Annotated in this window: 22 protein-coding genes and 1 pseudogene; 11 read left to right on the top strand and 12 right to left on the bottom strand. The window is 69.2% G+C overall.

The window, feature by feature from the left end; genetic code table 11:
• Window positions 1-11: 11 nt before the first annotated feature.
• The 8 genes from OG609_RS10325 to OG609_RS10290 all read right to left on the bottom strand — a co-directional run bounded on the left by OG609_RS10325 (window position 12) and on the right by OG609_RS10290 (window position 6,333).
• A complete protein-coding gene (locus OG609_RS10325) occupies window positions 12-419 on the bottom strand; it encodes a rhodanese-like domain-containing protein (protein ID WP_327272545.1) in 408 nt (135 codons plus the stop codon).
• The gene (locus OG609_RS10320; RefSeq protein WP_327272544.1) at window positions 416-937 is read right to left on the bottom strand and encodes a cysteine dioxygenase; all 522 of its coding nucleotides are present in this window, start codon (window positions 935-937) and stop codon (window positions 416-418) included. The genes OG609_RS10325 and OG609_RS10320 overlap by 4 nt, the downstream gene beginning before the upstream one ends.
• 103 nt (window positions 938-1,040) lie before the next feature.
• Window positions 1,041-1,088 (bottom strand): hypothetical protein, encoded by a 48-nt coding sequence (locus tag OG609_RS10315; protein ID WP_309506048.1) that lies wholly within the window; start codon window positions 1,086-1,088, stop codon window positions 1,041-1,043.
• Between the two features lie 71 nt (window positions 1,089-1,159).
• The gene (locus tag OG609_RS10310; protein ID WP_327272543.1) at window positions 1,160-2,773 is read right to left on the bottom strand and encodes an FAD-dependent monooxygenase; all 1,614 of its coding nucleotides are present in this window, start codon (window positions 2,771-2,773) and stop codon (window positions 1,160-1,162) included.
• 209 nt (window positions 2,774-2,982) lie between these two features.
• Entirely contained in the window at window positions 2,983-3,894 is a 912-nt protein-coding gene (locus OG609_RS10305) for an amino acid ABC transporter permease (RefSeq protein ID WP_327272542.1), read from the bottom strand.
• On the bottom strand, window positions 3,891-4,556 hold the full coding sequence (locus OG609_RS10300; protein ID WP_327272541.1) for an amino acid ABC transporter permease: 666 nt from the start codon (window positions 4,554-4,556) through the stop codon (window positions 3,891-3,893). Before OG609_RS10300 ends, OG609_RS10305 begins: the two co-directional genes overlap by 4 nt.
• Window positions 4,557-4,631: 75 nt before the next feature.
• The gene (locus tag OG609_RS10295) at window positions 4,632-5,477 is read right to left on the bottom strand and encodes a glutamate ABC transporter substrate-binding protein (RefSeq protein WP_327272540.1); all 846 of its coding nucleotides are present in this window, start codon (window positions 5,475-5,477) and stop codon (window positions 4,632-4,634) included.
• Window positions 5,478-5,547: 70 nt separating this feature from the next.
• Window positions 5,548-6,333: an amino acid ABC transporter ATP-binding protein gene (locus OG609_RS10290; RefSeq protein ID WP_327272539.1), complete on the bottom strand. Its 786-nt coding sequence runs from the start codon at window positions 6,331-6,333 to the stop codon at window positions 5,548-5,550.
• A gap of 353 nt (window positions 6,334-6,686) precedes the next feature.
• Between OG609_RS10290 and OG609_RS10285 the strand changes: the two genes are divergently transcribed.
• A complete protein-coding gene (locus OG609_RS10285) occupies window positions 6,687-7,379 on the top strand; it encodes a response regulator transcription factor (RefSeq protein WP_189279749.1) in 693 nt (230 codons plus the stop codon).
• Between the two features lie 15 nt (window positions 7,380-7,394).
• Window positions 7,395-8,789 carry a sensor histidine kinase gene (locus OG609_RS10280; protein WP_327272538.1) on the top strand — a complete coding sequence of 465 codons (1,395 nt, stop codon included), beginning with the start codon at window positions 7,395-7,397 and terminating at the stop codon, window positions 8,787-8,789.
• 57 nt (window positions 8,790-8,846) lie between these two features.
• Here OG609_RS10280 and OG609_RS10275 read toward each other — a convergent pair whose 3' ends face one another.
• Window positions 8,847-9,845: a TAXI family TRAP transporter solute-binding subunit gene (locus tag OG609_RS10275; protein ID WP_327272537.1), complete on the bottom strand. Its 999-nt coding sequence runs from the start codon at window positions 9,843-9,845 to the stop codon at window positions 8,847-8,849.
• A gap of 180 nt (window positions 9,846-10,025) precedes the next feature.
• Here OG609_RS10275 and miaB point away from each other — a divergent pair, with 180 nt between their 5' ends.
• Both miaB and OG609_RS10265 read left to right on the top strand, forming a co-directional pair.
• Window positions 10,026-11,519 (top strand): tRNA (N6-isopentenyl adenosine(37)-C2)-methylthiotransferase MiaB, encoded by a 1,494-nt coding sequence (gene miaB / locus OG609_RS10270; protein WP_327277996.1) that lies wholly within the window; start codon window positions 10,026-10,028, stop codon window positions 11,517-11,519.
• 68 nt (window positions 11,520-11,587) lie between these two features.
• Complete coding sequence (locus OG609_RS10265) at window positions 11,588-12,301, top strand: class III extradiol dioxygenase subunit B-like domain-containing protein (protein WP_327272535.1); 714 nt, start codon at window positions 11,588-11,590, stop codon at window positions 12,299-12,301.
• A gap of 93 nt (window positions 12,302-12,394) precedes the next feature.
• Here the strand turns inward: OG609_RS10265 and OG609_RS10260 are convergent, their stop codons facing one another.
• Window positions 12,395-12,715, bottom strand: a complete 321-nt coding sequence (locus OG609_RS10260; protein ID WP_327272533.1) for an antitoxin — start codon at window positions 12,713-12,715, stop codon at window positions 12,395-12,397.
• Window positions 12,716-13,011: 296 nt separating this feature from the next.
• Here OG609_RS10260 and miaA point away from each other — a divergent pair, with 296 nt between their 5' ends.
• The 6 genes from miaA to hflX all read left to right on the top strand — a co-directional run bounded on the left by miaA (window position 13,012) and on the right by hflX (window position 21,004).
• The gene (gene miaA, locus OG609_RS10255; RefSeq protein WP_327272532.1) at window positions 13,012-13,950 is read left to right on the top strand and encodes a tRNA (adenosine(37)-N6)-dimethylallyltransferase MiaA; all 939 of its coding nucleotides are present in this window, start codon (window positions 13,012-13,014) and stop codon (window positions 13,948-13,950) included.
• A 107-nt stretch (window positions 13,951-14,057) separates the two neighbouring features.
• A complete protein-coding gene (locus tag OG609_RS10250; RefSeq protein WP_114249333.1) occupies window positions 14,058-14,495 on the top strand; it encodes a hypothetical protein in 438 nt (145 codons plus the stop codon).
• A 126-nt stretch (window positions 14,496-14,621) separates the two neighbouring features.
• Window positions 14,622-15,494: a diaminopimelate epimerase gene (gene dapF / locus OG609_RS10245; protein WP_327272531.1), complete on the top strand. Its 873-nt coding sequence runs from the start codon at window positions 14,622-14,624 to the stop codon at window positions 15,492-15,494.
• Between the two features lie 140 nt (window positions 15,495-15,634).
• A complete protein-coding gene (locus tag OG609_RS10240; RefSeq protein WP_327272530.1) occupies window positions 15,635-17,791 on the top strand; it encodes a RelA/SpoT family protein in 2,157 nt (718 codons plus the stop codon).
• 96 nt (window positions 17,792-17,887) lie between these two features.
• Entirely contained in the window at window positions 17,888-19,342 is a 1,455-nt protein-coding gene (locus OG609_RS10235) for a M1 family metallopeptidase (RefSeq protein ID WP_327272529.1), read from the top strand.
• 141 nt (window positions 19,343-19,483) lie between these two features.
• Window positions 19,484-21,004, top strand: a complete 1,521-nt coding sequence (gene hflX, locus OG609_RS10230) for a GTPase HflX (protein WP_327272528.1) — start codon at window positions 19,484-19,486, stop codon at window positions 21,002-21,004.
• 79 nt (window positions 21,005-21,083) lie between these two features.
• Here the strand turns inward: hflX and OG609_RS10225 are convergent.
• Both OG609_RS10225 and OG609_RS10220 read right to left on the bottom strand, forming a co-directional pair.
• Window positions 21,084-21,698, bottom strand: a pseudogene (locus tag OG609_RS10225) (trypsin-like serine peptidase); the annotation flags it as partial.
• A gap of 326 nt (window positions 21,699-22,024) precedes the next feature.
• On the bottom strand, window positions 22,025-23,245 hold the full coding sequence (locus tag OG609_RS10220; protein WP_327272527.1) for a trypsin-like serine peptidase: 1,221 nt from the start codon (window positions 23,243-23,245) through the stop codon (window positions 22,025-22,027).
• A 328-nt stretch (window positions 23,246-23,573) separates the two neighbouring features.
• Between OG609_RS10220 and OG609_RS10215 the strand changes: the two genes are divergently transcribed.
• Entirely contained in the window at window positions 23,574-24,953 is a 1,380-nt protein-coding gene (locus OG609_RS10215; RefSeq protein WP_327272526.1) for a diaminobutyrate--2-oxoglutarate transaminase family protein, read from the top strand.
• Window positions 24,954-24,956 lie beyond the last annotated feature (3 nt).

The following is a 24,956-nucleotide window of genomic DNA, read 5'->3' as shown; positions in this document are numbered from 1 at the left end:
AGCGCCGTCCGTCAGGGCTCGACCGGAAGCCCCGCAGCACGCCACGCCCGGAACCCGCCGATGAGATCGGTCGCCCGGTGCAGCCCCAGCTGCCGCAGGGACGCGACGGCGAGACTCGACGCGTAGCCCTCGTTGCAGACCACCACGATGTGGAGATCGTGGCTCACCGCCTCCGGGGCCCGATGGCTTCCCTGCGGGTCGAGCCGCCACTCCAGCTCGTTGCGCTCGACGACCAGCGCCCCCGGAATCAGTCCGTCCCGTTCCCGCAGCTCCGCATAGCGGATGTCCACGAGCAGCGCCCCGTCCGCAGCGGCGGCGACCGCCTCCTGAGGGCCGACCCGGACGAACCCGGCCCGGACCTGATCCAGTAGTTCGTCGATCCCGACGGGCTCCGTACCACTGCGACGGCTGTCGCTCACTGCCAGTCCTCCGGCCGTTCGACCTGCTCAAGACGGAGCACCGCACCGGTACGGCTGTAGCGCCGGATCTGCGGCAGCGGTGGGTAGTACGCATGGACGGTGACGGCGTGGTCCGTGCCGGACTCGTTCAGCATCTCGTGGACGTGGTGGCGGCCGAACGTCCTGCCCTGGCCGGTGGCCAACTGCCGGGAACGGTCGATGCCCTCGGCGAGTTCGAGGGTCTTCCAGCCGTCGGTGGGGAGCCGGGCGGCGAGCGACAGCTCCTTGAGGGTGCCGGCTGCGGTGGTGAAGGCACCGATCGAGTCGGCGTGGTCGTGCCAGCCGGTGCCGGTACCCGGCGGCCAGCCGATCAGCCACGCCTCACTGCCGCCCGGTCCTTCCAGCTGGACCCAGGTGCGGCCCTCGGGATCGAGGGGGAGCGAGGCTACGATCTCGGCGTCGGCGGCGACCCCGCGGACGAAATCGAGCAGCTCTGCGGCCGTCGGACCGGTAGCACCGTCGGCGGCGGAGGAGGACATGCGTACAGAGTGTGACGAAGGGGCAGACACAGAGACCGTCCTGAGGGTTCGCGCGGATGCACGGCCGCACGACAGAGCGCACGGCGCGGCAGGAGGAGGCGATTCAGCAGGACGGGCGACACACGCAGCCCGCATAGCGGACGAGGTCCATATGGACCCTCCGCCACAGGCGCACATCGGTGTCGGTCACGTTTCGGAGTACACCATGTGCGCCTGCGACGGTCAATTGATGTCCGCTGTCCGGTCGGAGCGTACTGAGGTGCGTGCCGCGCCGCCGCGCATCGCGTCCGCCGCCGCGAGGAGCTCCCCGGGCCGTACCCCGTTGAACGACGCCACCAGGTGACCGTCCGGCCTGATCAGCAGCACCGTGTGCGCCGACGCCCCTGGATAGCTCTCGGTCACCAGCAGTTCGCCCTTCACCGGCAGCGCGTCGACAGCCGCGACGAGGCGGGGCATGACGCCCGCGGACATCCAGTGCCGCCGGTCCCACACCCCGGTTCCGGGCGCCACCAGGACCACCAGCAGATGACCCTGCCCCAGCCGCTCGCGCAGCCGAACGGTCGTGCCGTCGGGTGCCGTCACCCGTACATCGGTGACCGGCGCACCGGGGGGCGTACCGACAGATGTGTGCGCCTCGGCGCGTGCGGGCGCAAGGGGCGAGTGCGAGTACGAGGGGGGCGCACCGAGGGGGCCGCACCCCAGATGTCCGTCGGTGAGCAGTGAATCGTGCCCCCGTGCGCTCCCCGGTACCAGGGTCCGCAGACCTCCGCCGCCGCGCAGTATCGGCAGCGACTGGTCCGCGGCGCGCAACCGTGCGGCGACCGCGGCCCGGCGCTCCGCCTGGTAGCTGTCGAGCAGTACCTCGGAGGCGCCGTAGTGCCAGGCCTGGGCCAGCTTCCAGGCCAGGTTCTCGGCGTCCCGCAGCCCCTCGTCGAGCCCCTGGGTGCCCAGCGCGCCCAGCAGATGGGCGGCATCCCCGGCCAGGAAGGCCCGGTCGACCCGCCAGCGCAGGGCGAGCCGGTGATGCAGCGTGTACACGCCCGTGTCCAGCAGTTCGTACGGCGGTGTCTCGCCGCACCAGCCCGCCAGGGTGTCCCGGACCCGGGTGATCAGGGCGTCCGGGGTGACGAGTTCGCCACGCGGCGGAAGCAGCCAGTCCAGCCGCCAGGCGCCGTCCGGTAGCGGCCGCGCGGTCACCTCGGCGCCGCCGGTGCGCCACGGCGGCAGCCGGTGCAGCACGGCCTGCCCGGGCCAGGGAAGTTCGGTGCGCAGCGCGGCGACGGCATGCCGTTCCACCGCCGTACGCCCGGGGAAACGGATGTCGAGGAGCTTGCGTACGGTGGACCTGGCGCCGTCGCAGCCCACCAGGTAACTCCCGCGCCACCAGGTCGCGTTCGGCTCCCTGGTGTGCACCGTGACCCCGGCGGGGTCCTGCTCCAGCGTGTCGATCCGGCCGTACGGAGCCACCTGCACCAGCTCCTGTGCGGCCACCGCGTCCCGCAGCCCGCGCGTCAGGACGTGCTGCGGCAGGTGGATCGGGGCCGGCGACGGATCACCGTCGGGGGAGTCCTCGCCGAGCGCCAGCTCACGCACCAGCTGCTTGCGCCGCATGGACCGCCAGCCGGACCACCGGATGCCCTCGTGCCGCAGCGCCTTGCAGCCGAGCCGTTCCACCAGGGCCGCTGTGTCCTCGCGCAGCACCACAGTACGGGCGGGACGCGTCTCGTCCTTGGCCGGATCCTCGTCGAGAAGGACGGAAGGGACGCCCTGTGCCGCGAGGGCGAGCGACAGCACCAGACCGACGGGCCCGGCGCCGACGACGATCACCGGGTCCACGACGAAGCTCCTCGAATCCGTGCAGGCAATGCAGGTGAAAGGAGCGAAACGGGCGTAGGGGGCGGAGGAGGTGTGGCGGCGGGGGCTCGGTGCGCGATCACAGAACGTATGCAACCTACTGCCGGTGCTTGCGTCAAGCGACACCGGAACGCGGCGAGGGGCGGTGGCTGATCTGCCACCGCCCCTCGGGAGCACCATGCGACGAGCCGTCAGACGGCGCGTCCGTCGTCGATGACGAGCGACGGCGTACCGATCGTCTCCGGTGCGCCCCCGGGCACGGTGCCGGGCGCGGCCGTCTTGCCCTTCCTGTTGCGCCGGAGCCACCGCTCCAGCCAGCTCGCGAACGACGTGAGTGCGAAGTTCACGGCGACGTAGATCACGGCGACGATCGTGAAACACGCGATGGTGTTCGCGCCGTAGTTCGCGCTCATCGGGCGGATCGAGGCCAGCAGCTCGGGGAAGGTCATCATGGCGCCACCGAGTGCGGTGTCCTTCACGATGACGACGAGCTGGCTGACGATCGCCGGCAGCATGGCCGTCACCGCCTGCGGCAGCAGCACGAACACCATGGTCTGGCCCTTGCGCATCCCGATCGCCTTGGCAGCGTCCGTCTGGCCCTGTGGAAGGGAGTGGATACCGGCTCGCACGATCTCGGCGAGCACCGAGGCGTTGTACAGGACCAGACCGGTCACCACGGCGTACAGCGGCCGCGAGTCGCTGCTGATGTTCGTGTACTCGGAGTACACCGCATTCGCGATGATCATCAGGATCAGCACCGGGATGGCGCGGAAGAACTCCACCACCGCACCGGCCGGCAGCCGTACCCAACGATGGTCGGAGAGTCGTCCGATGCCGAACAGCGCACCGAGCGGCAGCGCGATGAGCAGGGCGAAGAACGCGGCCTTGAGCGTGTTCTGGAGGCCCGGCCAGATGTATGTCTCCCAGGGCTGCGCGCTGGTGAAGAAGGGCTTCCACTTGATCCAGTCGAGCTGGTGCTTGGAAGCGAGGCTGTCGTACACCCACCACACCGCCGCCGCGGCGCACAGCACGAACAGCACCGTGTACAGGATATTGCGCTGCTTGGCGCGCGGTCCCTGGGCGTCGTAGAGGACGGAAGTCATCGCTTCACCGCCACCTTCTTGCTCACCCAGCCGAGGATCAGGCCGGTCGGGAGGGTCAGAACGATGAAGCCGAACGCGAAGACCGCGGAGATCAGGATCAGCTGGGCCTCGGCCTCGATCATGCCCTTCATCAGGTACGAGGCTTCGGCGACCCCGATCGCGGAGGCGACCGTGGTGTTCTTCGTCAGCGCGATCAGCACGTTGGACAGCGGGTTGACGACTGCGCGGAACGCCTGCGGGAGGACGATCAGCCGCAGTACCTGGGTGAAGCTCAGACCGAGGGCACGCGCCGCCTCGGCCTGGCCCACGGGGACAGTGTTGATGCCGGAGCGCACGGCCTCGCACACGAAGGCGGAGGTGTAGGCGATCAGGGCGAGCACCGCGAGCCGGAAGTTGATGTCCTTGAAATCGCTGGCGCCGAGGCTGATGTTGAGGGTTTGGAAGAGACCCAGCGACGAGAACACGATGATCACGGTCAGCGGAATGTTCCGGACCACGTTCACATAGGCGGTGGCGAAGCCGCGCATCAGGGGGACCGGGCTGACCTTCATGCCGGCCAGCAGCGTTCCCCATATGAGGGAGCCGAGGGCGGAGTAGACGGTGAGCTGCACCGTCACCCAGAAGGCCCCCAACAGGTCGTAACCTTCAAGAAAGTCGAACACGATCTCCCGCGCTTCCGCGTGTAGGAGGGCATGGCGCGCCGCCGTTCACGGACGACGCGCCGGGTCAGCCCTGCTTCACTTGACGATGTTGCCGATCTTCGGGGCCTGCTCGTTCTTGTAGTTCGCCGGACCGAAGTTGGCCTTCACGGCCTTGTCCCAGGAACCGTCCGAGACCATCTTGGTGAGCGCGTCGTTGATCTTCTTCTTGAGGTCGGCGTCGCCCTTCTTCAGGCCGATGCCGTAGTTCTCGTTGGTCATCTTGAAGCCGGCCAGCTTGAACTTGCCCTGGTTCGCCTGCTGCGCGGCGTATCCGGCCAGGATGCTGTCATCGGTGGTCAGCGCGTCGACGGCCTTGTTCTCCAGACCGGACAGGCACTCCGAGTAACCGCCGTACTCCTGGAGCTGAGCCTTCGGCGCCAGCTTGTCATGGACGTTCTTCGCCGAGGTCGAGCCGGCGACCGAACACAGCTTCTTGTTGTTCAGATCGGCTGGGGACTTGATCGAGTCGTCGTCGGCGCGCACGAGGATGTCCTGGTGCGCCAGCAGGTACGGGCCCGCGAAGTCGACCTTCTGCAGCCGCTCGTCGTTGATCGAGTAGGAGGCGGCGATGAACTTCACGTCACCGCGCTCGATCGCCGTCTCGCGGTCGGCGCTCTTGGTCTCCTTGAAGACGATGTCCTTGGCGTCGTAGCCGAGTTCCTTGGCGACGTACGTGGCGACATCGACGTCGAAGCCGGTGTACTTGCCGTCCGGCGTCTTGAGGCCGATACCGGGCTGGTCGATCTTGATGCCGATCGAGATCTTCTTGCCGCCGCCCGAACCGTCCGAGCCGCCGTCCTTGTTGTCGGAACCACAGGCGGTGGCGGTCAGGGCGAGGGCGAGCACGGCGGCCGAGGCGGCGGTGACCTTGCGAAGCTGCATGATGAATTTCCCTAGAGTTGACGCGATGTGAGTGATCAGCCCGGTCCGGGAACCGGTAGTGAAGGATCAATCAGTGGTGAAGGATCTTCGACAGGAAGTCCTTGGCCCGGTCACTGCGCGGGTTGCTGAAGAACTGGTCGGGCGTGGCCTCTTCGACGATCTTTCCGTCCGCCATGAAGACGACGCGGTTCGCCGCCGAGCGCGCGAAGCCCATCTCATGGGTGACGACGACCATCGTCATGCCGTCCCGGGCGAGCTGCTGCATGACCTCCAGCACCTCATTGATCATCTCCGGGTCGAGCGCGGAGGTCGGCTCGTCGAAGAGGATCACCTTGGGGTCCATCGCCAACGCCCGGGCGATCGCCACGCGTTGCTGCTGACCACCGGAGAGCTGGGCGGGGTACTTGTCGGCCTGCGTCGCCACGCCCACCCGGTCCAGCAGCGAACGGGCCTTGTCCTCGGCTGCCTTCTTCTCCGTCTTGCGGACCTTGAGCTGGCCCAGCATCACGTTCTCGAGCACCGTCTTGTGCGCGAAGAGATTGAACGACTGGAAGACCATGCCGACGTCGGCGCGCAGCCTGGCCAGCTCCCTGCCCTCCTCGGGCAGCGGCTTGCCGTCGATCGAGATGTCGCCCGAGTCGATCGTCTCCAAGCGGTTTATCGTGCGGCACAGCGTGGACTTACCGGACCCGGAGGGCCCGATGACGACCACGACCTCGCCACGGGCGATGGTCAGGTCGATGTCCTGGAGCACATGCAGCGCGCCGAAGTGCTTGTTGACGTTGCTCAGTACGACAAGGTCGTTCGCCGCAGGCGCGGCGTCCTCGGCGCCCTTGGTCACTGAAACTCCGCTCATCGGCTTCTTGCTCCGTCCTCCTCGGTTGGGAAGGACCCTAGTGACGCAGTGCGACCAGCGTCATTACATCTGAGCGGAAATTGAGCATAACGATCCGGCGGCAACCGGACACTCCGCGTGAAGGGGACGGCGGGCGAGACTCCTGGGGCGTACCGGGTGGATAACAGATGGCTCGATGCAGTGGGCGGGCCCTTGACTGACGTACCGGTCATCGGAGTGGATGCCCTGGTACGCCATGACGTGAAACACCTCGGTACGGGGAAGTGACGAGAGGCGTACGAGAAACCGCACCGACACGCACCGGCGCCGCACCGACGGAAGGCCGGTACGCCGCACCTTCGGAAAGGGGGGTCATGAGACTGCTGCTCGTCGAGGACGACAACCATGTCGCGGCCGCCCTCTCCGCGATCCTCGCCCGGCACGGCTTCCAGGTGGTGCACGCCCGCAGCGGCGAGGAGGCACTGCAGGCGCTGCTGCCCGCGGACACGGAGCCCTTCGGTGTCGTGCTCCTCGACCTCGGCCTGCCCGACCAGGACGGCTACGAGGTGTGCGGGAAGATCCGCAAGCGCACCTCCACCCCGGTGATCATGGTGACCGCGCGCGCCGATGTCCGGTCGCGGATCCATGGCCTCAACCTCGGGGCGGACGACTACGTGGTCAAGCCGTACGACACCGGCGAGCTCCTCGCCCGTATCCACGCCGTCAGCCGACGCAAATCGGCCGGCGAGGACACCGTGCCCACACCCGTCGCCGCTCTGCGCCTGGGGCACGTCCATATCGAGCTGCCGACCCGCCGGGTCAGCGTCGACGGATCGGAAGTCCAGCTCACCCGCAAGGAGTTCGACCTGCTCGCGCTGCTCGCCCAGCGCCCCGGCGTCGTCTTCCGCCGGGAGCAGATCATCAGCGAGGTGTGGCGCACGAGCTGGGAGGGAACGGGACGCACGCTCGAAGTGCACGTCGCGTCCCTGCGTTCCAAACTGCGGCTGCCGGCACTGATCGAGACGGTGCGCGGGGTCGGCTACCGCCTCGTCGCACCGTCCGCGTAGAGGCGTACGTCCCAGGTGCGCACCCGACTGCTTCCGCTGCTCATCATTCTCATGGCGAGCGTGCTGCTCGCCCTCGGCTTTCCCCTGGCCGTCAGCGTGGCCGGCGCCCAGCAGCAGCGCGTCGTCATCGACCGCATCGATGACACGGCACGCTTCGCCGCGCTAGCCCAGTTCATCGCCGAGCGGACCCCCGGTTACGACGAGCGGCGCCGCACCCTGCGGAGCGAACTCGACACCTACGCATCGGTGTACGGCATCCGCGCCGGTGTCTTCTACCGCGACGACAGTGCCATGGCGAAGGCCCCGGCCACCTGGCAGCTCCCGATCCAGGGGGAGGGGAGAGAGGCCTTCAAGGAAGCGCTCCTGGGCCGTCGCAGCCACGATCCGCCGCAGGTCTGGCCCTGGCAGCGGGGCAGGGTCGTCGTCGCCTCACCCGTCGTACGGGACGGCGATGTCGTCGCCGTCGTGGTCATCGACTCGCCCACCTCCGAAATGCGCGCACGCACGCTGCGCGGCTGGTTGCTCATCGCGGTCGGCGAAGTCGTCGCGATGCTGGTGGCGGTCGGCGCCGCGATCCGGCTCACCGGCTGGGTACTGCTGCCCGTACGGACCCTGGACGCGGCCACCCACGACATCGCCAGCGGCCGGATGAGATCCCGGGTCGCGGCCTCCGGAGGGCCGCCGGAACTGAGGCGCCTGGCCCGCTCGTTCAACGAGATGGCCGACAACGTCGAGGACGTGCTGGAGCAGCAGCGCGCCTTCGTCGCCGATGCCTCGCACCAGTTGCGCAACCCCCTTGCCGCGCTACTGCTGCGGATCGAGCTCCTCGCGCTCGAACTCCCGGAGGGCAACGAGGAGATCGCCTCCGTGCGCACGGAGGGCAAGCGCCTCGGGCAGGTTCTCGACGACCTGCTCGACCTGGCGCTGGCCGAACACGCCGATGCCGATCTGCGGCTCACGGACATAGGCGCACTGACCGCGGAACGCGTTGCCTCCTGGCGTCCGGTCGCCGAGGAGAAGGGAGTACGGCTCAGGGCGAACGGCTCATCCGCCGTGACCGCCTGGGCGGACCCCATCGCCCTGTCGAGCGCCCTGGACGCCGTCATCGACAACGCCCTGAAATTCACCCCTGCCGACGAAGAGGTCCTCGTCACGGTCGCCTCCGGTCACGATGACGTCACGGTCGTCGTCGCCGACCGTGGACCGGGTCTCACCGCACAGGAGATGGAACGCGTCGGCGACCGCTTCTGGCGCAGCGCCCAGCATCAGAACGTGAAGGGTTCCGGCCTCGGGCTCTCCATCTCCCAGGCCCTCCTGGTGGCGGGCGGCGGCTCCATCGGCTATGCCGCCCATGAGCCGCACGGGCTGCGGGTGACGGTGTCGGTGCCACGCCAGGGCCCGCAGGGCTGAGCACGGACGGGAGAGGGCCCGGCTCGGGGATCGGGCCCGACCGAGCGGTGCCGGGGATCAGGGCTTGACCGAGCGGTAGTAGCGCTTGGCGCCTTCGTGCAGCGGCAGCGGATCGGTGTAGATCGCCGTACGCAGATCCACCAGCTGGGCCGCGTGCACCTCGCGCCCGATCCGGTCCCGGCTGTCGATCACGGTCCGGGTGAACGCCTCGGTCATCGCCGGATCCGTACGGTCCGTGGTCACCAGCACATTGGCGACCGCCACCGTCGGTACCGCCTGCCCCTGCTGCGCGTTGCGGTAGGCGTCGGCGGGCATCACAGCCGACCGGTAGTAGCGGGCGGACCCGCCCACCGCCTGGAGCTCCTTGATCAGCGGGGCCTCCAGCGGCACCAGCCGGATCGCGAACCGGTCCGACAGCTCCTGGACGGCGGAGGTGGGCAGTCCGCCGGACCAGAAGAAGGCGTCGAGCAGGCCGTTCTCCAGCTTCTCAGGCATGGTGTCGATACCGTCGGGAAGCGGCGTCACATCGTTCGAGGGATCGAGACCGGCGGCTGTCATCACCCGGTCGGCGACCAGCCGTACCCCGGAACCCGGCTGCCCCACCCCAACGCGCTTGCTGATCAGGTCCGAGACCCTCCGCACCTTCGAGTCACGCGGCACGACCAGCTGGATGTAGTCGTCATACAGCCGCACACAGCCCCGCAACCGGTCGGCGCCCGGCTTGCCGCTGCGCAGATAGGTGGCCAGGGCATCGGCGGTGGCGATGGTGAAGTCGGCCTTCCCCGTCGCCACCCGCGCGATGTTCTGCTGCGAGCCCTCACTGGTCTGCAGCCGTATCGACACCTGGGGCAGATCCGTGGCCAGGTCTCCCTTGAGCCGCTCGCCGTAGCGCTGGTAGACCCCGCTGCGTACGCCGGTGCTGAAGGTCAGCGTCCCGCTCGGCGTTGGTTCCCCGAGCGGGAGCAGCCACCACAGCAGCAGCCCGAGCACGACGACGAGGGCGGCGCACGCCTGAAGGGTGCGCCGTCGGCCGATACGGGACAGTGCCTGGAGCATGGCGGCGATCCTGCCAGCCCGCCGGGGCGATGACCAGGGCCGGGCCCCGGCGGCACGGGGCCTCGGTCCCCGCACCCGGACGCAGGGCCGTGAGCCCGGCCGGAGAGGTATTCATCATTGCCGCCCGATCGGAGCCCTTACCCTGGACGGGTGAGCGGCAACGACGTGGCTGGTGGAGTAGTGGACGGTTTGAAAACGTACGAGGTGCGCACCTACGGGTGCCAGATGAACGTCCATGACTCCGAGCGGCTGTCGGGGCTGCTGGAGGACGCGGGTTACGTACGTGCCGCCGAGGGCTGCGACGGCGATGCCGACGTCGTCGTCTTCAACACCTGCGCGGTGCGGGAGAACGCCGACAACAAGCTCTACGGGAATCTCGGCCGGCTCGCCCCGATGAAGACCAAGCGACCCGGCATGCAGATCGCCGTCGGCGGCTGCCTGGCGCAGAAGGACCGCGACACCATCGTCGAGCGGGCCCCCTGGGTGGATGTCGTCTTCGGCACGCACAACATCGGCAAGCTGCCGGTGCTGCTGGAGCGCGCCCGTATCCAGGACGAGGCGCAGATCGAGATCGCCGAGTCCCTGGAGGCGTTCCCCTCCACGCTCCCCACCCGCCGCGAGTCCGCCTATGCGGCGTGGGTCTCCATCTCCGTCGGCTGCAACAACACCTGCACCTTCTGCATCGTCCCGGCGCTGCGCGGCAAGGAGAAGGACCGCCGCACCGGCGACATCCTCGCCGAGATCGAGGCACTGGTCGCCGAGGGCGTTTCGGAGATCACCCTGCTGGGCCAGAACGTGAACGCGTACGGCTCCGACATCGGCGATCGCGAGGCCTTCTCCAAGCTGCTGCGCGCCTGCGGGAAGATCGAGGGCCTGGAGCGGGTCCGTTTCACCTCGCCGCATCCCCGTGACTTCACGGACGACGTGATCGCGGCGATGGCCGAGACGCCCAATGTGATGCCCCAGCTGCACATGCCGATGCAGTCGGGCTCGGACACCATCCTCAAGGCGATGCGGCGCTCTTACCGGCAGGAGCGCTTCCTCGGCATCATCGAGAAGGTGCGCGCCGCGATGCCGGACGCCGCCATCTCCACCGACATCATCGTGGGCTTCCCCGGCGAGACCGAGGAGGACTTCGAGCAGACCATGCACGCGGTCCGCGAGGCGCGCTTCGCCAACGCCTTCACTTTCCAGTACTCCAAGCGGCCCGGAACCCCGGCCGCAGAGATGGAGGGGCAGATCCCCAAGGAGGTCGTCCAGGAGCGGTACATGCGCCTGTCCGCCCTCCAGGAGGAGATCTCCTGGGAGGAGAACAAGAAGCAGGTCGGCAGAACGCTGGAGATCATGGTTGCGGAGGGCGAGGGTCGCAAGGACGGCGCAACCCACCGCCTCTCCGGCCGCGCCCCCGACAACCGCCTGGTCCACTTCACCAAGCCGGACGAGGAGGTGCGTCCGGGCGATGTGGTGACCGTCGAGGTCACCTACGCGGCCCCGCACCACCTCCTCGCCGAGGGCGTTCCGGTGGGCGTACGGCGGACCCGGGCAGGGGACGCCTGGGAGAAGCGCACCGCCACCGAGGCCGCCAAGCCTGCCGGAGTGATGCTTGGGCTGCCCGGTATCGGGGCCCCGGCGCCGCTGCCCGCAACCGCGGCCCCCGGCTGCGGCTGCGACTGACACCGGCAGGACGCAGCCGGCGACGGTGGCCGACGAGCGCATCGCACCCAAGCAGTACGCTGCCCACCATGCTTGTCGCCGCCGCTGTCTGCCCCTGCCCGCCCCTGCTGGTACCGGAGGTCGCCGCCGGTGCCGCGCCCGAGCTCGACGCCCTGCGGGACGCCTGCGCCGATGCTCTCGGTGTGCTCGCTGCCGCCCGGCCCGATCTGCTGATCGTGATCGGGCCCGCGGACCATGCGGGGCGTGGCCCGCATCCCGAGGGGGCCCCCGGCACCTTCAAGGGCTTCGGCGTCGACCTCGGTGTGCGGCTGGGGCGTGGAAAGGGGCCGGTGACGGACCGCCCGCTTCCGCCGTCCCTCGCCGTCGGTGCCTGGCTGCTCGCCCGCGCGCAATGGGCCGAGGCGCCGGTCGAAGGGCTCGGCGTGGGGGAGCCGCTCGAAACCGTTCGCTGCACGAGCACCGGACGGGACCTGGCCGCCAGGGCGGACCGGGTGGCCCTGCTGGTGATGGGCGACGGCAGCGCCTGCCGCACGATCAAGGCCCCCGGCTATCTGGACGACCGTGCCGCGGCGTTCGACGCGGCGGCCGCCCATGCGCTGGGCACGGCGGACCCCGACGCGCTGATCGCGCTGGACGCGTCGCTGGCGCACGAACTGAAAGCGGCGGGCCGGGCGCCCTGGCAGGTGCTCGCGGGCGCCGCCGAGGGGTCGGGCCTGGGCGGCCGGCTGCTGTACGAGGACGCCCCGTACGGCGTGGGTTACCTGGTCGCCACCTGGTCCTGAGCCCCCGTCCGTACCCCTGCCCGAGCAGATACAGCCGACGGCCGTGCAGCGTTGTCGCTCCACGGCCGTCCGTCCGGCTTGATCAGTTGATGTTCAGGAAGCGGGCGGCGTGCCCGGCGGCGTACCGCCCGGCGTGTCCGGCGGCGTACCGCCCGGCGTACCCGGCGGCGTACCGCCCTCGTCGTGCTTGGTACCACCCTCGTCGTGCTTGTGGGACAGGCGCTCGACCGCTTCCTTGGCCTTCTTCGTGCCGGACTCGATCTTGTCGCTGTACTTGCCCTTGGTTTTTTGGTCGACCGTCCGTGCGGCCTTGTCGAGCCCTTGGTCGATCTTGTGCCCGTGCTGATGCGCGAGATCGCCGACCTTGTCCTTGGCGGGGTTCAGCTTGGCCTTCAAATTGTCCAGGAAGCCCATCGGGCACCTTCCCTGCTGGGGGACTAGGGTCGGGCGTCCTCTCCGACCTCGCTGCCGACGACCTCATCAGGCAGCCCTGAGAGTGAACGGCAAACCGTGAAAAAACGCCCGCATTCACTTACGAATTCTACTGGTCCGGACGAAGAACCGCGCCGCTCGGAGCGTCACACCCCGCCACTCGCCTGCCCCTGGGCCAGGGCCTGGGGCAGGTGGCCGGAACGGCAGACGGCTCCCGTTTCGGAGCGGGACACCCCACTCGTTCCGGAAGAGTGCCGGAGGTTTGCGAGACTGGGGCGGTGAGAAGTTCAGCTCCCGCACCGCGGGTCATCACCGTCGTCGGTCCCACTGCAGCCGGAAAGTCCGATCTGGGGGTATTCCTTGCTCAGCAGCTCGACGGCGAAGTGGTCAATGCCGACTCCATGCAGCTCTACCGGGGGATGGATATCGGCACTGCGAAGCTGACGCTCTCCGAACGCGGAAACGTTCCGCACCACCTGCTGGACATCTGGGACGTCACCGAGACTGCCAGCGTCGCCGAGTACCAGCGGCTGGCCCGCGCCGAGATCGACCGGCTGCTTGCCGCGGGCCGTACCCCCGTCCTGGTCGGCGGCTCAGGGCTGTATGTGAAGGGCGCCATCGACGCCATGGAGTTCCCGGGCACGGACCCCGGTGTACGGGCCAGGCTGGAGGAGGAACTGGCCGAGCGCGGCTCCGCGGCACTGCACGCCCGGCTCGCGGCCGCCGATCCCGAAGCGGGCCGGGCCATCCTGCCGAGCAACGGCCGCCGAATCGTCAGGGCCCTCGAAGTCATCGAGATCACCGGCCAGCCCTTCACCGCCAATCTCCCCGGTAACGATGCGGTGTACGACACCGTCCAGATCGGCGTCGACGTGGCCCGCCCCGAACTCGACGAACGCATCGCGCTGAGGGTCGACCGGATGTGGACGGCCGGACTCGTGGACGAGGTGCGCGCCCTGGAGGCGCACGGTCTGCGCGAAGGACGGACCGCCTCCAGGGCGCTCGGCTACCAACAGGTGCTTGCCGCACTGGCCCAGGAGTGCACCGAGGACGAGGCGCGTGCCGAGACCGTGCGCGCCACCAAACGATTCGCGCGCCGTCAGGACTCATGGTTTCGCCGCGACCCGCGGGTCCACTGGCTGAATGGCGCCGCGGAGCACCGCGGGGAACTCCCGCACCGGGCGCTGGCGTTGGTCGAACGAGCGGTTACAGCCTGATCACGTGATGGCATCGGGAAGCCCTGCCCGTCATTTCGGTGACCAGGAGCGTGCCATCATCGAGCATCGATCGACCAGTGGAGTCCGAGTTGGGAGGGCGCGTGGCGATGGAGGCCGGCCCTCGCGACACAGAACAAGACGCACCGGACACGCTGCACGAGGCAGGACGCTTGAGCCCCGACGGGCCCGATGAGCTCGAGGTGACCCCCGAGGTCGAGGTCGAGCTGCGGCCCGCGCGGCGTCTGCGCATCTGGCAGCTCGCACCGATCGTCATGCTCGCCGCCGTGGGATCGCTGATGTTCGCGTTCCCTCTGGCCTTCGAGTTCGGCGACGGCGGCGCGGTCGTCGCCATGCTGGGCCTGCTGATCAGCTGCTGCGCCGCGGGCTGGGGCATGATGGCCGCCCGCCGCGTGGGTTACACCTGGCCCGGGCTGCCGCAGCGGGGCTCGGGTGAGCGATCCGACTGGCGCGTGATCGCGCTGTACGTCGCCGTGTGCGCCGCACTGGTCGCACTCGCCGTCTGGCGCGTGGCGCGGCTCCGCTGACGGACGGAGCGGCTGCGGCAGTGTGGCACGGGGACCCTGCTTCGGCATGCTGGCCGGTCGCTGCCCGGTGCACCCTTGCGCGGCCCGGTTTCGTCGGCTGTCGGCGCCGCCTCGTACAGTTGCCCTGTGAGCACCTCGCAGATCGCCTTCCTCAAGGGCCACGGCACCGAGAACGACTTCGTGATCGTTCCCGACCCGGACAATGCCGTCGACCTGCCAGCCTCCGTCGTCGCCCGGCTGTGCGACCGCCGGGCCGGTATCGGTGGTGACGGCGTGCTGCACGCCGTACGGTCCGCCGCGCACCCGGAGGCGCGGGCCATGGCGGGCGAGGCCGAGTGGTTCATGGACTATCGCAACGCCGACGGTTCGATCGCCGAGATGTGTGGCAACGGCGTACGGGTCTTCGCCCGCTATCTGCAGCATGCCGGATACGTCGAGGAGGGCGACCTCGCCGTCGCGACCCGGGGTGGCGTGAAGAAGGTGCATATCGCCAAGGGCGGCGACGTCACGGTCTCCATGGGGCGTGCGCTCCTTCCCGAGGACGGCGTCACGGTCAGCCTGGCGGGCCGCAGCTGGGACGCCCGCAATGTGAACATGGGCAATCCGCACGCGGTTGCCTTCGTCGATGATCTGGCGCACGCCGGCGATCTGCTCTCCGTACCGCCGTTCAGTCCCGCGGCCGTCTACCCCGACGGCGTCAACATCGAATTCGTCGTGGACCGCGGACCGCGTCATGTCGCGATGCGGGTCCATGAGCGCGGTTCGGGCGAGACTCGCTCCTGTGGCACGGGCGCCTGCGCCGTCGCCGTCGCCGCGGCCCGCAGGGACGGCGCCGACCCCACGGAGACCGGCACCCCGGTCACGTACACGGTGGATCTGCCCGGCGGCACCCTCGTGATCACCGAGCGGCCGGACGGCGAGATCGAGATGACCGGAGCCGCCGTGATCGTCGCCGAGGGCTTGATCGACTCCGCCTGGCTCGAAACGGCGATCGGCTAGAGCTTCGCTCGAATGGGTGATCCGTTTCACGCTGAGCGAGAGCCGGACTCCGCCACGTGGTGGGCTCGGTAGCATCAAGCACCGGCCCGGAGGCGCGTCCGCACCTCCCCACCGCCGGTCGACGTTGCCGGAGGTGCCCCATGAGTGCAGAGGCCACCAACTCAGGTGCTCCCATCCGCAGGCGGAGCCGTCCCCGGATCGATCTCCGCAGGCTCGGCCGCGTCGCGCTGCTCGGCCCTGTCTCCCGCGACCGGCTGCCCGACGCGATCGGCCATGTCGCCGAGGCCCACCGCGCGCACTACCCGGATGCCGACCTCTCCATCCTGCACAGGGCCTACGTACTCGCGGAGTCCTCGCACCGCGGACAGATGCGCAAGAGCGGCGAGCCGTACATCACGCACCCGCTCGCCGTCACGCTGATCCTCGCCGAGCTCGGCGCCGAGACCACGACACTCACGGCCTCACTGCTCCACGACACCGTCGAGGACACCGAAGTGACCCTCGATCAGGTGCGGGAACAATTCGGCAAGGAGGTCTGCTACCTCGTCGACGGCGTCACCAAACTCGAAAAGGTCGACTACGGAGCGGCGGCCGAACCCGAGACCTTCCGCAAGATGCTGGTCGCCACCGGGGACGACGTCCGGGTGATGTCGATCAAGCTCGCCGACCGGCTGCACAACATGCGGACCCTGGGCGTGATGCGTCCCGAGAAACAGGCCAGGATCGCCAAGGTCACCCGCGACGTGCTGATCCCACTGGCCGAGCGGCTCGGCGTACAGGCCCTCAAGACCGAGCTGGAGGACCTCGTCTTCGCGATCCTCCGCCCCGAGGAGTACGAACACACCCGCGCACTGATCGCCGCCGCGTCGGCGCAACCGGACGCCTCCGGCGCCGCGGCCACCCAGGACCCGCTCGCCGCCATCGCCGAGAATGTCGCAGCGGTGCTGCGGGAGGCCGGCATCCCCGCAGAAGTCCTCATCAGGCCGCGCCACTACGTCTCCGTACACCGCGTCAGGATCAAACGCGGCGAACTGCGCGGCACCGACTTCGGCCGGCTGCTGGTTCTCGTCGGCGAGGACGCCGACTGCTATGCCGTGCTCGGTGAACTGCACACCTGTTTCACCCCGGTGATCTCCGAGTTCAAGGACTTCATCGCCGCCCCCAAATTCAACCTGTACCAGTCACTGCACACCGCGGTCGTTGGCCCCGACGGGGCGGTCGCCGAAGTCCTCATCCGTACGCACCGGATGCACAAGGTCGCCGAAGCGGGCGTCATCGCCCTCGGTAATCCGTACGCCGCGGACAGCGGCTCCGCGCCGCAGTCCGCCGAACCCGCGGACGGGGAGCGCGCCGACCCGACCCGGCCCGGCTGGCTCTCCAGGCTTCTGGAATGGCAGCAGTCCGCCCCGGACCCCGACACCTTCTGGACCACACTCCGCGCGGACCTCGCCCAGGACCGGGAGATCACGGTCTTCCGTACCGATGGCGGCACGCTCGGACTGCCCGCCGGAGCCAGCTGCGTCGACGCCGCCTACGCGCAGTACGGGGACGAGGCGCACAGCTGCATCGGCGCCCGGGTCAACGGCCGGCTGGCCACCCTCGGCACCGTATTGAGCGACGGCGACACCGTGCAGCTGCTGCTCGCCGAGGACGCCGCCTCCGGCCCCTCGCCCGACTGGCTCGACCACGCCCGAACCCCAGCCGCCCGTATCGCCATCACCGGCTGGCTGGACGCGCACCCCGAGGATGCCCAGGGCCCGCACAGCATCAGGCCCGCGGAGCCCAGGCCCGAACCACAGCCCCAGGAAAACACCGACCCCGGGCACGCCAGGTCCGCGAGCCGCACCGCAAGTGCTGTGGTGGACCGGCCGGATGCCACCGTACGACTCGCGGGCTGCTGCACCCCCGTACCACCCGACGCCGTCACCGGATTCGTCGTGCACGGCGGCGCCGTCACCGTGCACCGGCTGGAGTGCCCCGCGGCGGCCCGGATGCAGTCCGCCGGCCGGGCGCCGGTCTCGGTGAGCTGGGGCGACGCGGCCGGGTGCCGGGTCACCCTGGTTGCCGAGTCCTTCGGACGGCCCCGGCTGCTCGCCGATCTCACCGAGGCGATCGCGACAGCGGACGCGGCGATCATCTCCGCCACCGTCGAACCGCCCAGCGAACAGCGCGTCCGGCACACCTACACATTGCAGCTCCCCGATGCCGCCGGACTGCCGGCGCTGATGCGCGCGATGCGTGACGTACCCGGGGTGTACGACGTGAGCCGCGCCCAGCACCCCGCCGCCACTGCCTGACCCCGCCGCGCAGCGCCATCTGCCACAGCGATCTCGTTCGAGTGGCGTGGCGCGTGCCGCGCCTGCCCGGGTGGGAGTCGCTGGTAGCGGTAGTCCATGCCGATCATCTCCCGCCGTCTGCGGGCCGCTCTGCTGGCCACCGCATCGGCCGCCCTCGTTGCCGCCGCCCTCCCCTCACCCGTGCCGCTCGGAATCGGTGATCCACTCTTCCCGCGCCTCGGCAATCCCGGGTACGACGTCCTCTCGTACGACATCGGACTGACCTACCACGGCAGCAACAGCAAGCCGCTGGACGCCGTTACCACGATCGAAGCGCGGACCACCGAGCCGCTGGACCGGATCAACCTCGACTTCGCCCAGGGCACTGTCCGTACGGTCGAAATCAACGGTGTGCGCGCCGACTTCGCCGCGGTGGACGAGGACTTGGTCATCCAGCCCCCCGGCCGGCTCCCGGCCGGAGCGCCGCTGCACATCACCGTCCGGCACACCAGCGACCCGAACGGCAGCCAGGACAGCGGCGGCTGGCTGCGCACCGCCGATGGTCTGGCCATGGCCAATCAGGCCGACGCCGCGCACCGGGTCTTCCCGAGCAACGACCACCCCGCCGACAAGGCGTACTTCACTTTCCGGATCACCGCACCCAAGGACCTCACGGTGGTCGCCAACGGCCTGCCCGCAGGCACGGCCCGCAACGGTGCCGAGACCACCTGGACCTATCGGACCGAACACCCCATGGCCACTGAACTGGCCCAGGTCACCATCGGCCGTTCCACCGTCCTGAAACGGACCGGGCCGCACGGACTGCCGGTGCGCGACGTGGTGCCGAGCGCCGACCGCAAGCTGCTGGAACCCTGGCTCAGCAAGACACCGGGTCAGCTGGAATGGATGGAACAGCAGGTCGGCCCCTACCCCTTCGAGACATACGGACTGCTGGTCGCCGCCACTGACACCGGCTTCGAGCTGGAGACCCAGACACTCTCGCTCTTCGAACGGTCCCTGTTCACCCAGACCGCCTACCCCAAGTGGTATGTCGAATCGATCATGGTGCACGAGCTCGCCCACCAATGGTTCGGTGACAGCGTCTCCCCACAGGCATGGTCCGATCTGTGGCTCAACGAGGGACATGCCAGCTGGTACGAGGCCCGCTACGCCGAGGAGCACGCCGACAAGCCACTGGAAAGCCGGATGCACGACGCCTACATCAAGTCCGACGGCTGGCGGGCCGCGGGCGGCCCCCCGGCCCGCCCCGAGGTTCCGGCGCCCGGACAGAAGCTCAGCCTGTTCCGGCCGGTCGTGTACGACGGCAGCGCACTGATCCTCTACGCGCTGCGCACGGAGATCGGCGAGAACGCATTCGACCGGCTGGAGCGGAGCTGGGTGAAGAAGCACCGGGACTCCAACGCCGCCACCGCGGACTTCGTCCGGCTGGCGTCACAGACCGCGGGCCGCGACCTGACCTCGTTCTTCGACGGCTGGCTGTACGGCGAGAAGACCCCACCGATGCCGGGGCACCCGGACTGGCACAGTGCCAAGCCCGACGGACAGCGATAAACCCGGGTGACGGGCCCGGCGGACCATGCCACTATCGACGGGTCGCCGCGGCGGCCGGACCGGATTCCCGACAGCGGGAATCATCGGGAGAGGTCACGCGTTGTGACTGATGTAACGGACTTCCATCGACGTAAGGATCCAATGACCTCCTCTTCTTCCCTCCCCCAGGACGCGCAGGACGCGCAGAGCGCTACGGAGAATGTCACCGAGAGCCTCACGGAGAGCCTTCGGGCCGACGCCCTGATGGAAGAGGACGTCGCCTGGAGCCACGAGATCGACGGAGAGCGGGACGGCGAGCAGTTCGACCGCTCCGAGCGCGCAGCACTGCGGCGTGTGGCAGGACTCTCGACCGAGCTCGAGGACGTCACCGAGGTCGAGTACCGACAGCTGCGCCTGGAGCGTGTGGTGCTGGTCGGTGTCTGGACCTCGGGGACCGTGCAGGACGCGGAGAATTCCCTCGCGGAGCTGGCCGCACTTGCGGAGACTGCAGGCGCCATGGTGCTCGACGCCGTCTTCCAGCGCCGCGACAAGCCCGACCCGGCCACCTACATCGGCTCGGGCAAGGCGCTGGAGCTGCGCGACATCGTCCTCGAATCAGGGGCCGACACCGTCGTCTGCGACGGTGAGCTCAGCCCCGGCCAGCTGATCCATCTGGAAGACGTCGTCAAGGTCAAGGTGGTCGACCGGACCGCTCTGATCCTCGACATCTTCGCCCAGCACGCCAAGTCCCGAGAGGGCAAGGCGCAGGTCTCGCTGGCACAGATGCAGTACATGCTGCCCCGGCTTCGTGGCTGGGGTCAGTCGCTCTCCCGTCAGATGGGCGGCGGCGGTTCCAGCGGCGGTGGCGGCATGGCAACCCGCGGTCCCGGTGAGACCAAGATCGAGACGGACCGACGTCGGATCCGCGAGAAGATGGCGAAGATGCGCCGGGAAATCGCGGAGATGAAGACCGGCCGCGAGATCAAACGCCAGGAGCGCAAGCGCAACAAGGTGCCGTCGGTCGCCATCGCCGGCTACACCAACGCGGGCAAGTCCTCGTTGCTCAACCGGCTGACCGGTGCGGGCGTCCTGGTGGAGAACGCACTGTTCGCCACCCTGGACCCGACCGTACGCCGGGCCGAGACGCCGAGCGGCCGGATCTACACCCTGGCCGACACCGTCGGGTTCGTACGGCATCTGCCGCACCACCTCGTCGAGGCGTTCCGCTCCACCATGGAGGAGGTCGGTGAATCCGATCTGATCCTGCATGTGGTGGACGGCTCCCACCCTGTGCCGGAGGAACAACTCGCCGCGGTGCGCGAGGTGATCCGCGAAGTGGGCGCGGTGGACGTGCCCGAGGTCGTGGTGATCAACAAGGCGGATGCGGCCGATCCGCTGGTGCTGCAGAGGCTGCTGCGAATCGAGAAGCATGCGATCGCCGTCTCGGCGCGTACCGGCGCCGGTATCGCCGAGCTGCTCGCACTCATCGACACCGAACTGCCTCGGCCCTCGGTCGAGGTCGAGGCGCTCGTCCCGTACACCCAGGGCGGACTCGTCTCCAGGGTGCACGCCGAGGGCGAGGTGATCTCCGAGGAGCACACGTCGGAGGGCACCCTCCTCAAGGCGCGGGTCCATGAGGAACTGGCAGCCGCCCTCTCCTCGTTCGTCCCCGTGGCGCACTGACCGCAGCGCGGTACGGCTCAGAACGGACCGAAGGCCCGCTCCCTCGTCGGGAGCGGGCCTTCGGGCGTACGCGCGGCTGCTACTGGCTGCCGAACTTCTCGCTCATCGCGGTGAAGACGTCCTGTGCTCCCTTGCCCAGGTGGGGGCTGGCGAGCCAGCCCGAAGTCACCGGGCCGATGGAGGTGTTGGAGACCAGTGCGAGCTTGCCGGCACTGCCTTCGCTGAACCACCCGCCGGCGGAAGAGCCGCCGGTCATGGTGCAGCCGATGCGGTACATGGTCGGAGTGCTCGGGCTGACGGAGAGCCGGCCGGGGCGGTCGACGCACTTGTGCATGATCAGGCCGTTGTACGGTGGGGCGGCGGGGTAACCCCAGGCGCCCATCGCGCTGATCGTCGAGATCTCGGGGGCATCGAAGTTGACCGGCAGGGCATTGCCCACGGTCTCCTCCAGGGACTTGCTGCCCTTCTCCGGCTTCACGCGCAGTACCGCGTAGTCATAGGGGGCGCCTTCGCCCCCGGTGGGACCGCCATCGGCGAGCCATTCACCGGACGTCGTGGCCCAGTCGGCCCAGTACGCGCCGTACGGGGCGATCTCCTGCGGCTGCGCGTTCTCCAGCGCGGCGGCGGACTTGGCCTTGTCGTTGTACGCGGGCACGAACACGACATTGCGGTACCAGCCGCCCTTCGAACCGGCCGTGGCCGTCAGCGCGAGCGCCGCGACGAGGCCGGTCGCGGCGAGCAGCGGACGTATGGGCCGCATGGAAAAGATTCGCCCTGAAATCTCCGAAATTGCCATGAACTTGTCATGCAAAACGGTGGCCGGACCAACGGCCACCGACGATGCAGGCCCACCCTATGACGGTGCGGACCGTGCTCTCTGCCGCAGAGACACGACCCGCATGAGGTGCGGGCCACTCGGGGCCGTAGCGCGACAGCAAAGGCCCCGGCGGGCAACAGCCGCACCGGGGTCTCTGATGTGCCGTCACCGTCACCCGATCCTGGCCGGGTGACGGTCCGTCGTCACTGCCCTGCGTACTTCTTGCTGACCGACTCGTAGACGCCCTTGGCTTCCTTGCCGAAGCGCGGTCCGGCCAGCCAGCCGGCCGTCACCGGGCCGATGGAGGTGTTCGAGACGAGGGCGGGCTTGCCGTCCTGACCCGCCGCGACCCAGCCACCACCGGAGGCACCGCCCGTCATGGTGCAGCCGATGCGGTACATCGTGGGGTCCTGCGCGGTCAGCGAGAGCCGACCCGGCTTGTCCGCGCACTGGAAGGCCTTCTGGCCGTCGTAGGGCGGAGCGGCCGGGAAGCCGGTGGCGGTCATGCTGTCGATGTTCGGCACAGCCGGGGCATTGAACTCGACAGGCAGTGCGGAGCCGACCGTTTCCTCCAGGGACTTACCCGTCGAGCCCTTCTCCGGCGTGACATGCAGCACCGCGAAGTCGTACGGGGCGCCCTGCCCGCCGATCGAGGAACCCTGAGAGATCCACTGGTCGGACGTCTGTGCCCACTGGCCCCACCACACGCCGTAGGGCGCGATCTCCTGCTTGGTCGCCTTCTGCAGCTCGGCCGTCGACAGACCGCTGTTGTTGTACGACGGCACGAAGGCGATGTTGCGGTACCAGCCGCCCTTCTTGCCCGCGTGCACACAGTGCCCCGCGGTCCACACCAGGTTGGACTTTCCGGGGTGCGCCGGGTCCTTCACCACGGTCGCGGAGCAGACCATGGAGCCCTCGGGGCTGTCGAAGAGCAGCTTCCCGGACTCTGCGGCATTGGCGTGGTACGGCGTCCGGACACCGGCGGCCCGGACCGGCGCAGGCGTCGGGTCCGTCACACCCACGTCACCCGAGATGTCATTGTCGACGGGCTTCTCCGGAGACTTGTCGGCATCCCGCATCCGGTCCGGGTCCCAGAGGCCTTCGATGATCGGGTTGACGAAGTCCTTGGCCTCGCGCAGCCACTTGTCCTTGTCCCAGTTCTTCCACTCGCCGTTCTTCCACTGGTCGAGGTCGATCCCGTGTTCCTTGAGCCGGTCCTTCAGATCGTCCGGAATGGTGATCTTGCCGTCCGAGGGCCGGCCGGCGGAACCGCTCGGCTTGTCACTGGCGTTGTCCTCGTTCGGACCGCAGGCAGTGGCGGTGAGCGCAAGGACCGCAGTGACCGCGGCCACGGCGAGCACCGAGGGGCGCGTGCGACGTGCGCTCCCCTGACGTGCGGTGAGAACTGGTCGAATGAGTCGCATGTGGTGATCCCCCTGGGACTTCGTAACTCAACACTTCTGTACTGCACTTCGGTACTGCTCCGAGCCACCTGCTCCGAACGTCCTGCGGACTCCCGGAAATCTGCCCGAGCCCTCCGTGCGGCCCCCACTATGCCGGTGCCGATGGGGACGGTGCGCAGCAGGGCCACGGTTCCGCCCCGCAAGGATCTTCGGAATTGCCCGTGATCCCCTGCGTCCGGCGTCGTTGGTACGTACGAGGGACTCGAGGACAGCGTTCATCCCCGCAGTCCGTCCGTGCGCCGACGTACTGACGTGCGACACAACTGTTACAGCGGGAGGACCAACAGCCGTGGCCGTGACCGAACCAGCCCCGGTGGCAGCACCGGCGGTGCACGAGGGGATCCTGCGCCGCCAGTCGCTGCGTGAATCCGCCGCCCGTACCTATGCGCGTTCGCTGCCGATCGTGCCGGTACGCGCCCGTGGGATGACCATCGAAGGCGCGGACGGGCGGCGATACCTCGACTGTCTCTCCGGAGCCGGCACCCTGGCGCTCGGGCACAACCATCCGGTGGTTCTGGAGGCGATCAGGAAGGTGATCGACTCGGGCGCACCGCTGCAAGTGCTCGACCTCGCCACCCCCGTAAAGGACGCCTTCACCACGGAGCTGTTCGCCACCCTGCCGCGGCAGTTCGCCGACAACGCCCGGATCCAGTTCTGCGGACCTGCCGGTACGGACGCCGTCGAGGCAGCGTTCAAACTGGTCCGTGCCGCGACCGGCCGCAGCGGACTCCTCGCCTTCACCGGCGCCTACCACGGGATGACGGCAGGAGCCCTTGCCGCCTCGGGCGGTGCCGAGGACGTACGGGTGACGCGTCTGCCCTTCCCGCAGAACTACCGTTGCCCCTTCGGTATCGGCGGTGAGCGCGGCGCGGAGATCGCCGCCCGGTGGACCGAGAATCTCCTGGACGACCCCAAGGGAGGCGCGCCCGCGCCGGCCGGGATGATCCTCGAACCGGTGCAGGGGGAGGGCGGTGTGAACCCTGCCCCCGACAGCTGGATGCGCCAGATGCGCGAGATCACCGAGACCCGGTCCGTCCCCCTGATCGCCGACGAGGTCCAGACGGGCGTCGGCCGCACCGGTGCCTTCTGGGCGGTTGAGCACAGCGGGATCGTGCCCGATGTGATGGTGCTCTCCAAGGCCATCGGCGGCTCCCTCCCGCTCGCAGTGATCGTCTACCGCTCCGAACTGGACACTTGGCAGCCGGGCGCCCACGCCGGCACCTTCCGGGGCAACCAGCTCGCGATGGCGGCGGGCACCGCCACCCTTGCCTTCGTGCGGGAGCACCGACTCGCCGAGCGCGCCGCGACACTCGGCGCCCGGATGGTCGCACGCCTCCAGGCACTGGCCACGGACCACCCGTCCATCGGGGACGTCCGCGGACGGGGCCTGATGATCGGGGTGGAACTCGTCGACCCCGAGGCTGCTGCGCGGGGCGGCAGCCCTGAGCCACCGCCCGCCCCGGTCCTCGCCGCAGCCGTCCAACAGGAGTGCCTGCGCCGCGGGCTCATCGTCGAACTCGGCGGACGCCACTCCACCGTCGTACGCCTTCTCCCGCCCCTCACCCTCACCGACGAACAGGCAACAGCGGTCGTGGACCGCCTCGCCGACGCCCTGGCGGCCGCCGAGCGCCTGCCGCACCGCCGGACCGCGACCGGGTCGATCCGCTGACGC

This window comes from Streptomyces sp. NBC_01224 (assembly GCF_036002945.1).
In the GTDB taxonomy this organism is placed as follows: domain Bacteria; phylum Actinomycetota; class Actinomycetes; order Streptomycetales; family Streptomycetaceae; genus Streptomyces.
The sequence above is the reverse complement of the archived record's forward strand: the minus strand, read 5'-3'. Positions and strand labels throughout refer to the sequence as shown.

Excerpts from the sequence above, each read along its gene's own strand:
- OG609_RS10320 (WP_327272544.1), bottom strand. The coding sequence starts at position 937 with ATGTCCTCCTCCGCCGCCGACGGTGCTACCGGTCCGACGGCCGCAGAG.
- OG609_RS10305 (WP_327272542.1), bottom strand. The coding sequence starts at position 3,894 with ATGACTTCCGTCCTCTACGACGCCCAGGGACCGCGCGCCAAGCAGCGC.
- OG609_RS10295 (WP_327272540.1), bottom strand. The coding sequence starts at position 5,477 with ATGCAGCTTCGCAAGGTCACCGCCGCCTCGGCCGCCGTGCTCGCCCTC.
- OG609_RS10290 (WP_327272539.1), bottom strand. The coding sequence starts at position 6,333 with ATGAGCGGAGTTTCAGTGACCAAGGGCGCCGAGGACGCCGCGCCTGCG.
- OG609_RS10285 (WP_189279749.1), top strand. The coding sequence starts at position 6,687 with ATGAGACTGCTGCTCGTCGAGGACGACAACCATGTCGCGGCCGCCCTC.
- OG609_RS10275 (WP_327272537.1), bottom strand. The coding sequence starts at position 9,845 with ATGCTCCAGGCACTGTCCCGTATCGGCCGACGGCGCACCCTTCAGGCG.
- OG609_RS10265 (WP_327272535.1), top strand. The coding sequence starts at position 11,588 with ATGCTTGTCGCCGCCGCTGTCTGCCCCTGCCCGCCCCTGCTGGTACCG.
- OG609_RS10260 (WP_327272533.1), bottom strand. The coding sequence starts at position 12,715 with ATGGGCTTCCTGGACAATTTGAAGGCCAAGCTGAACCCCGCCAAGGAC.
- OG609_RS10250 (WP_114249333.1), top strand. The coding sequence starts at position 14,058 with ATGGAGGCCGGCCCTCGCGACACAGAACAAGACGCACCGGACACGCTG.
- OG609_RS10240 (WP_327272530.1), top strand. The coding sequence starts at position 15,635 with ATGAGTGCAGAGGCCACCAACTCAGGTGCTCCCATCCGCAGGCGGAGC.
- OG609_RS10235 (WP_327272529.1), top strand. The coding sequence starts at position 17,888 with ATGCCGATCATCTCCCGCCGTCTGCGGGCCGCTCTGCTGGCCACCGCA.
- hflX (WP_327272528.1), top strand. The coding sequence starts at position 19,484 with ATGACCTCCTCTTCTTCCCTCCCCCAGGACGCGCAGGACGCGCAGAGC.
- OG609_RS10220 (WP_327272527.1), bottom strand. The coding sequence starts at position 23,245 with ATGCGACTCATTCGACCAGTTCTCACCGCACGTCAGGGGAGCGCACGT.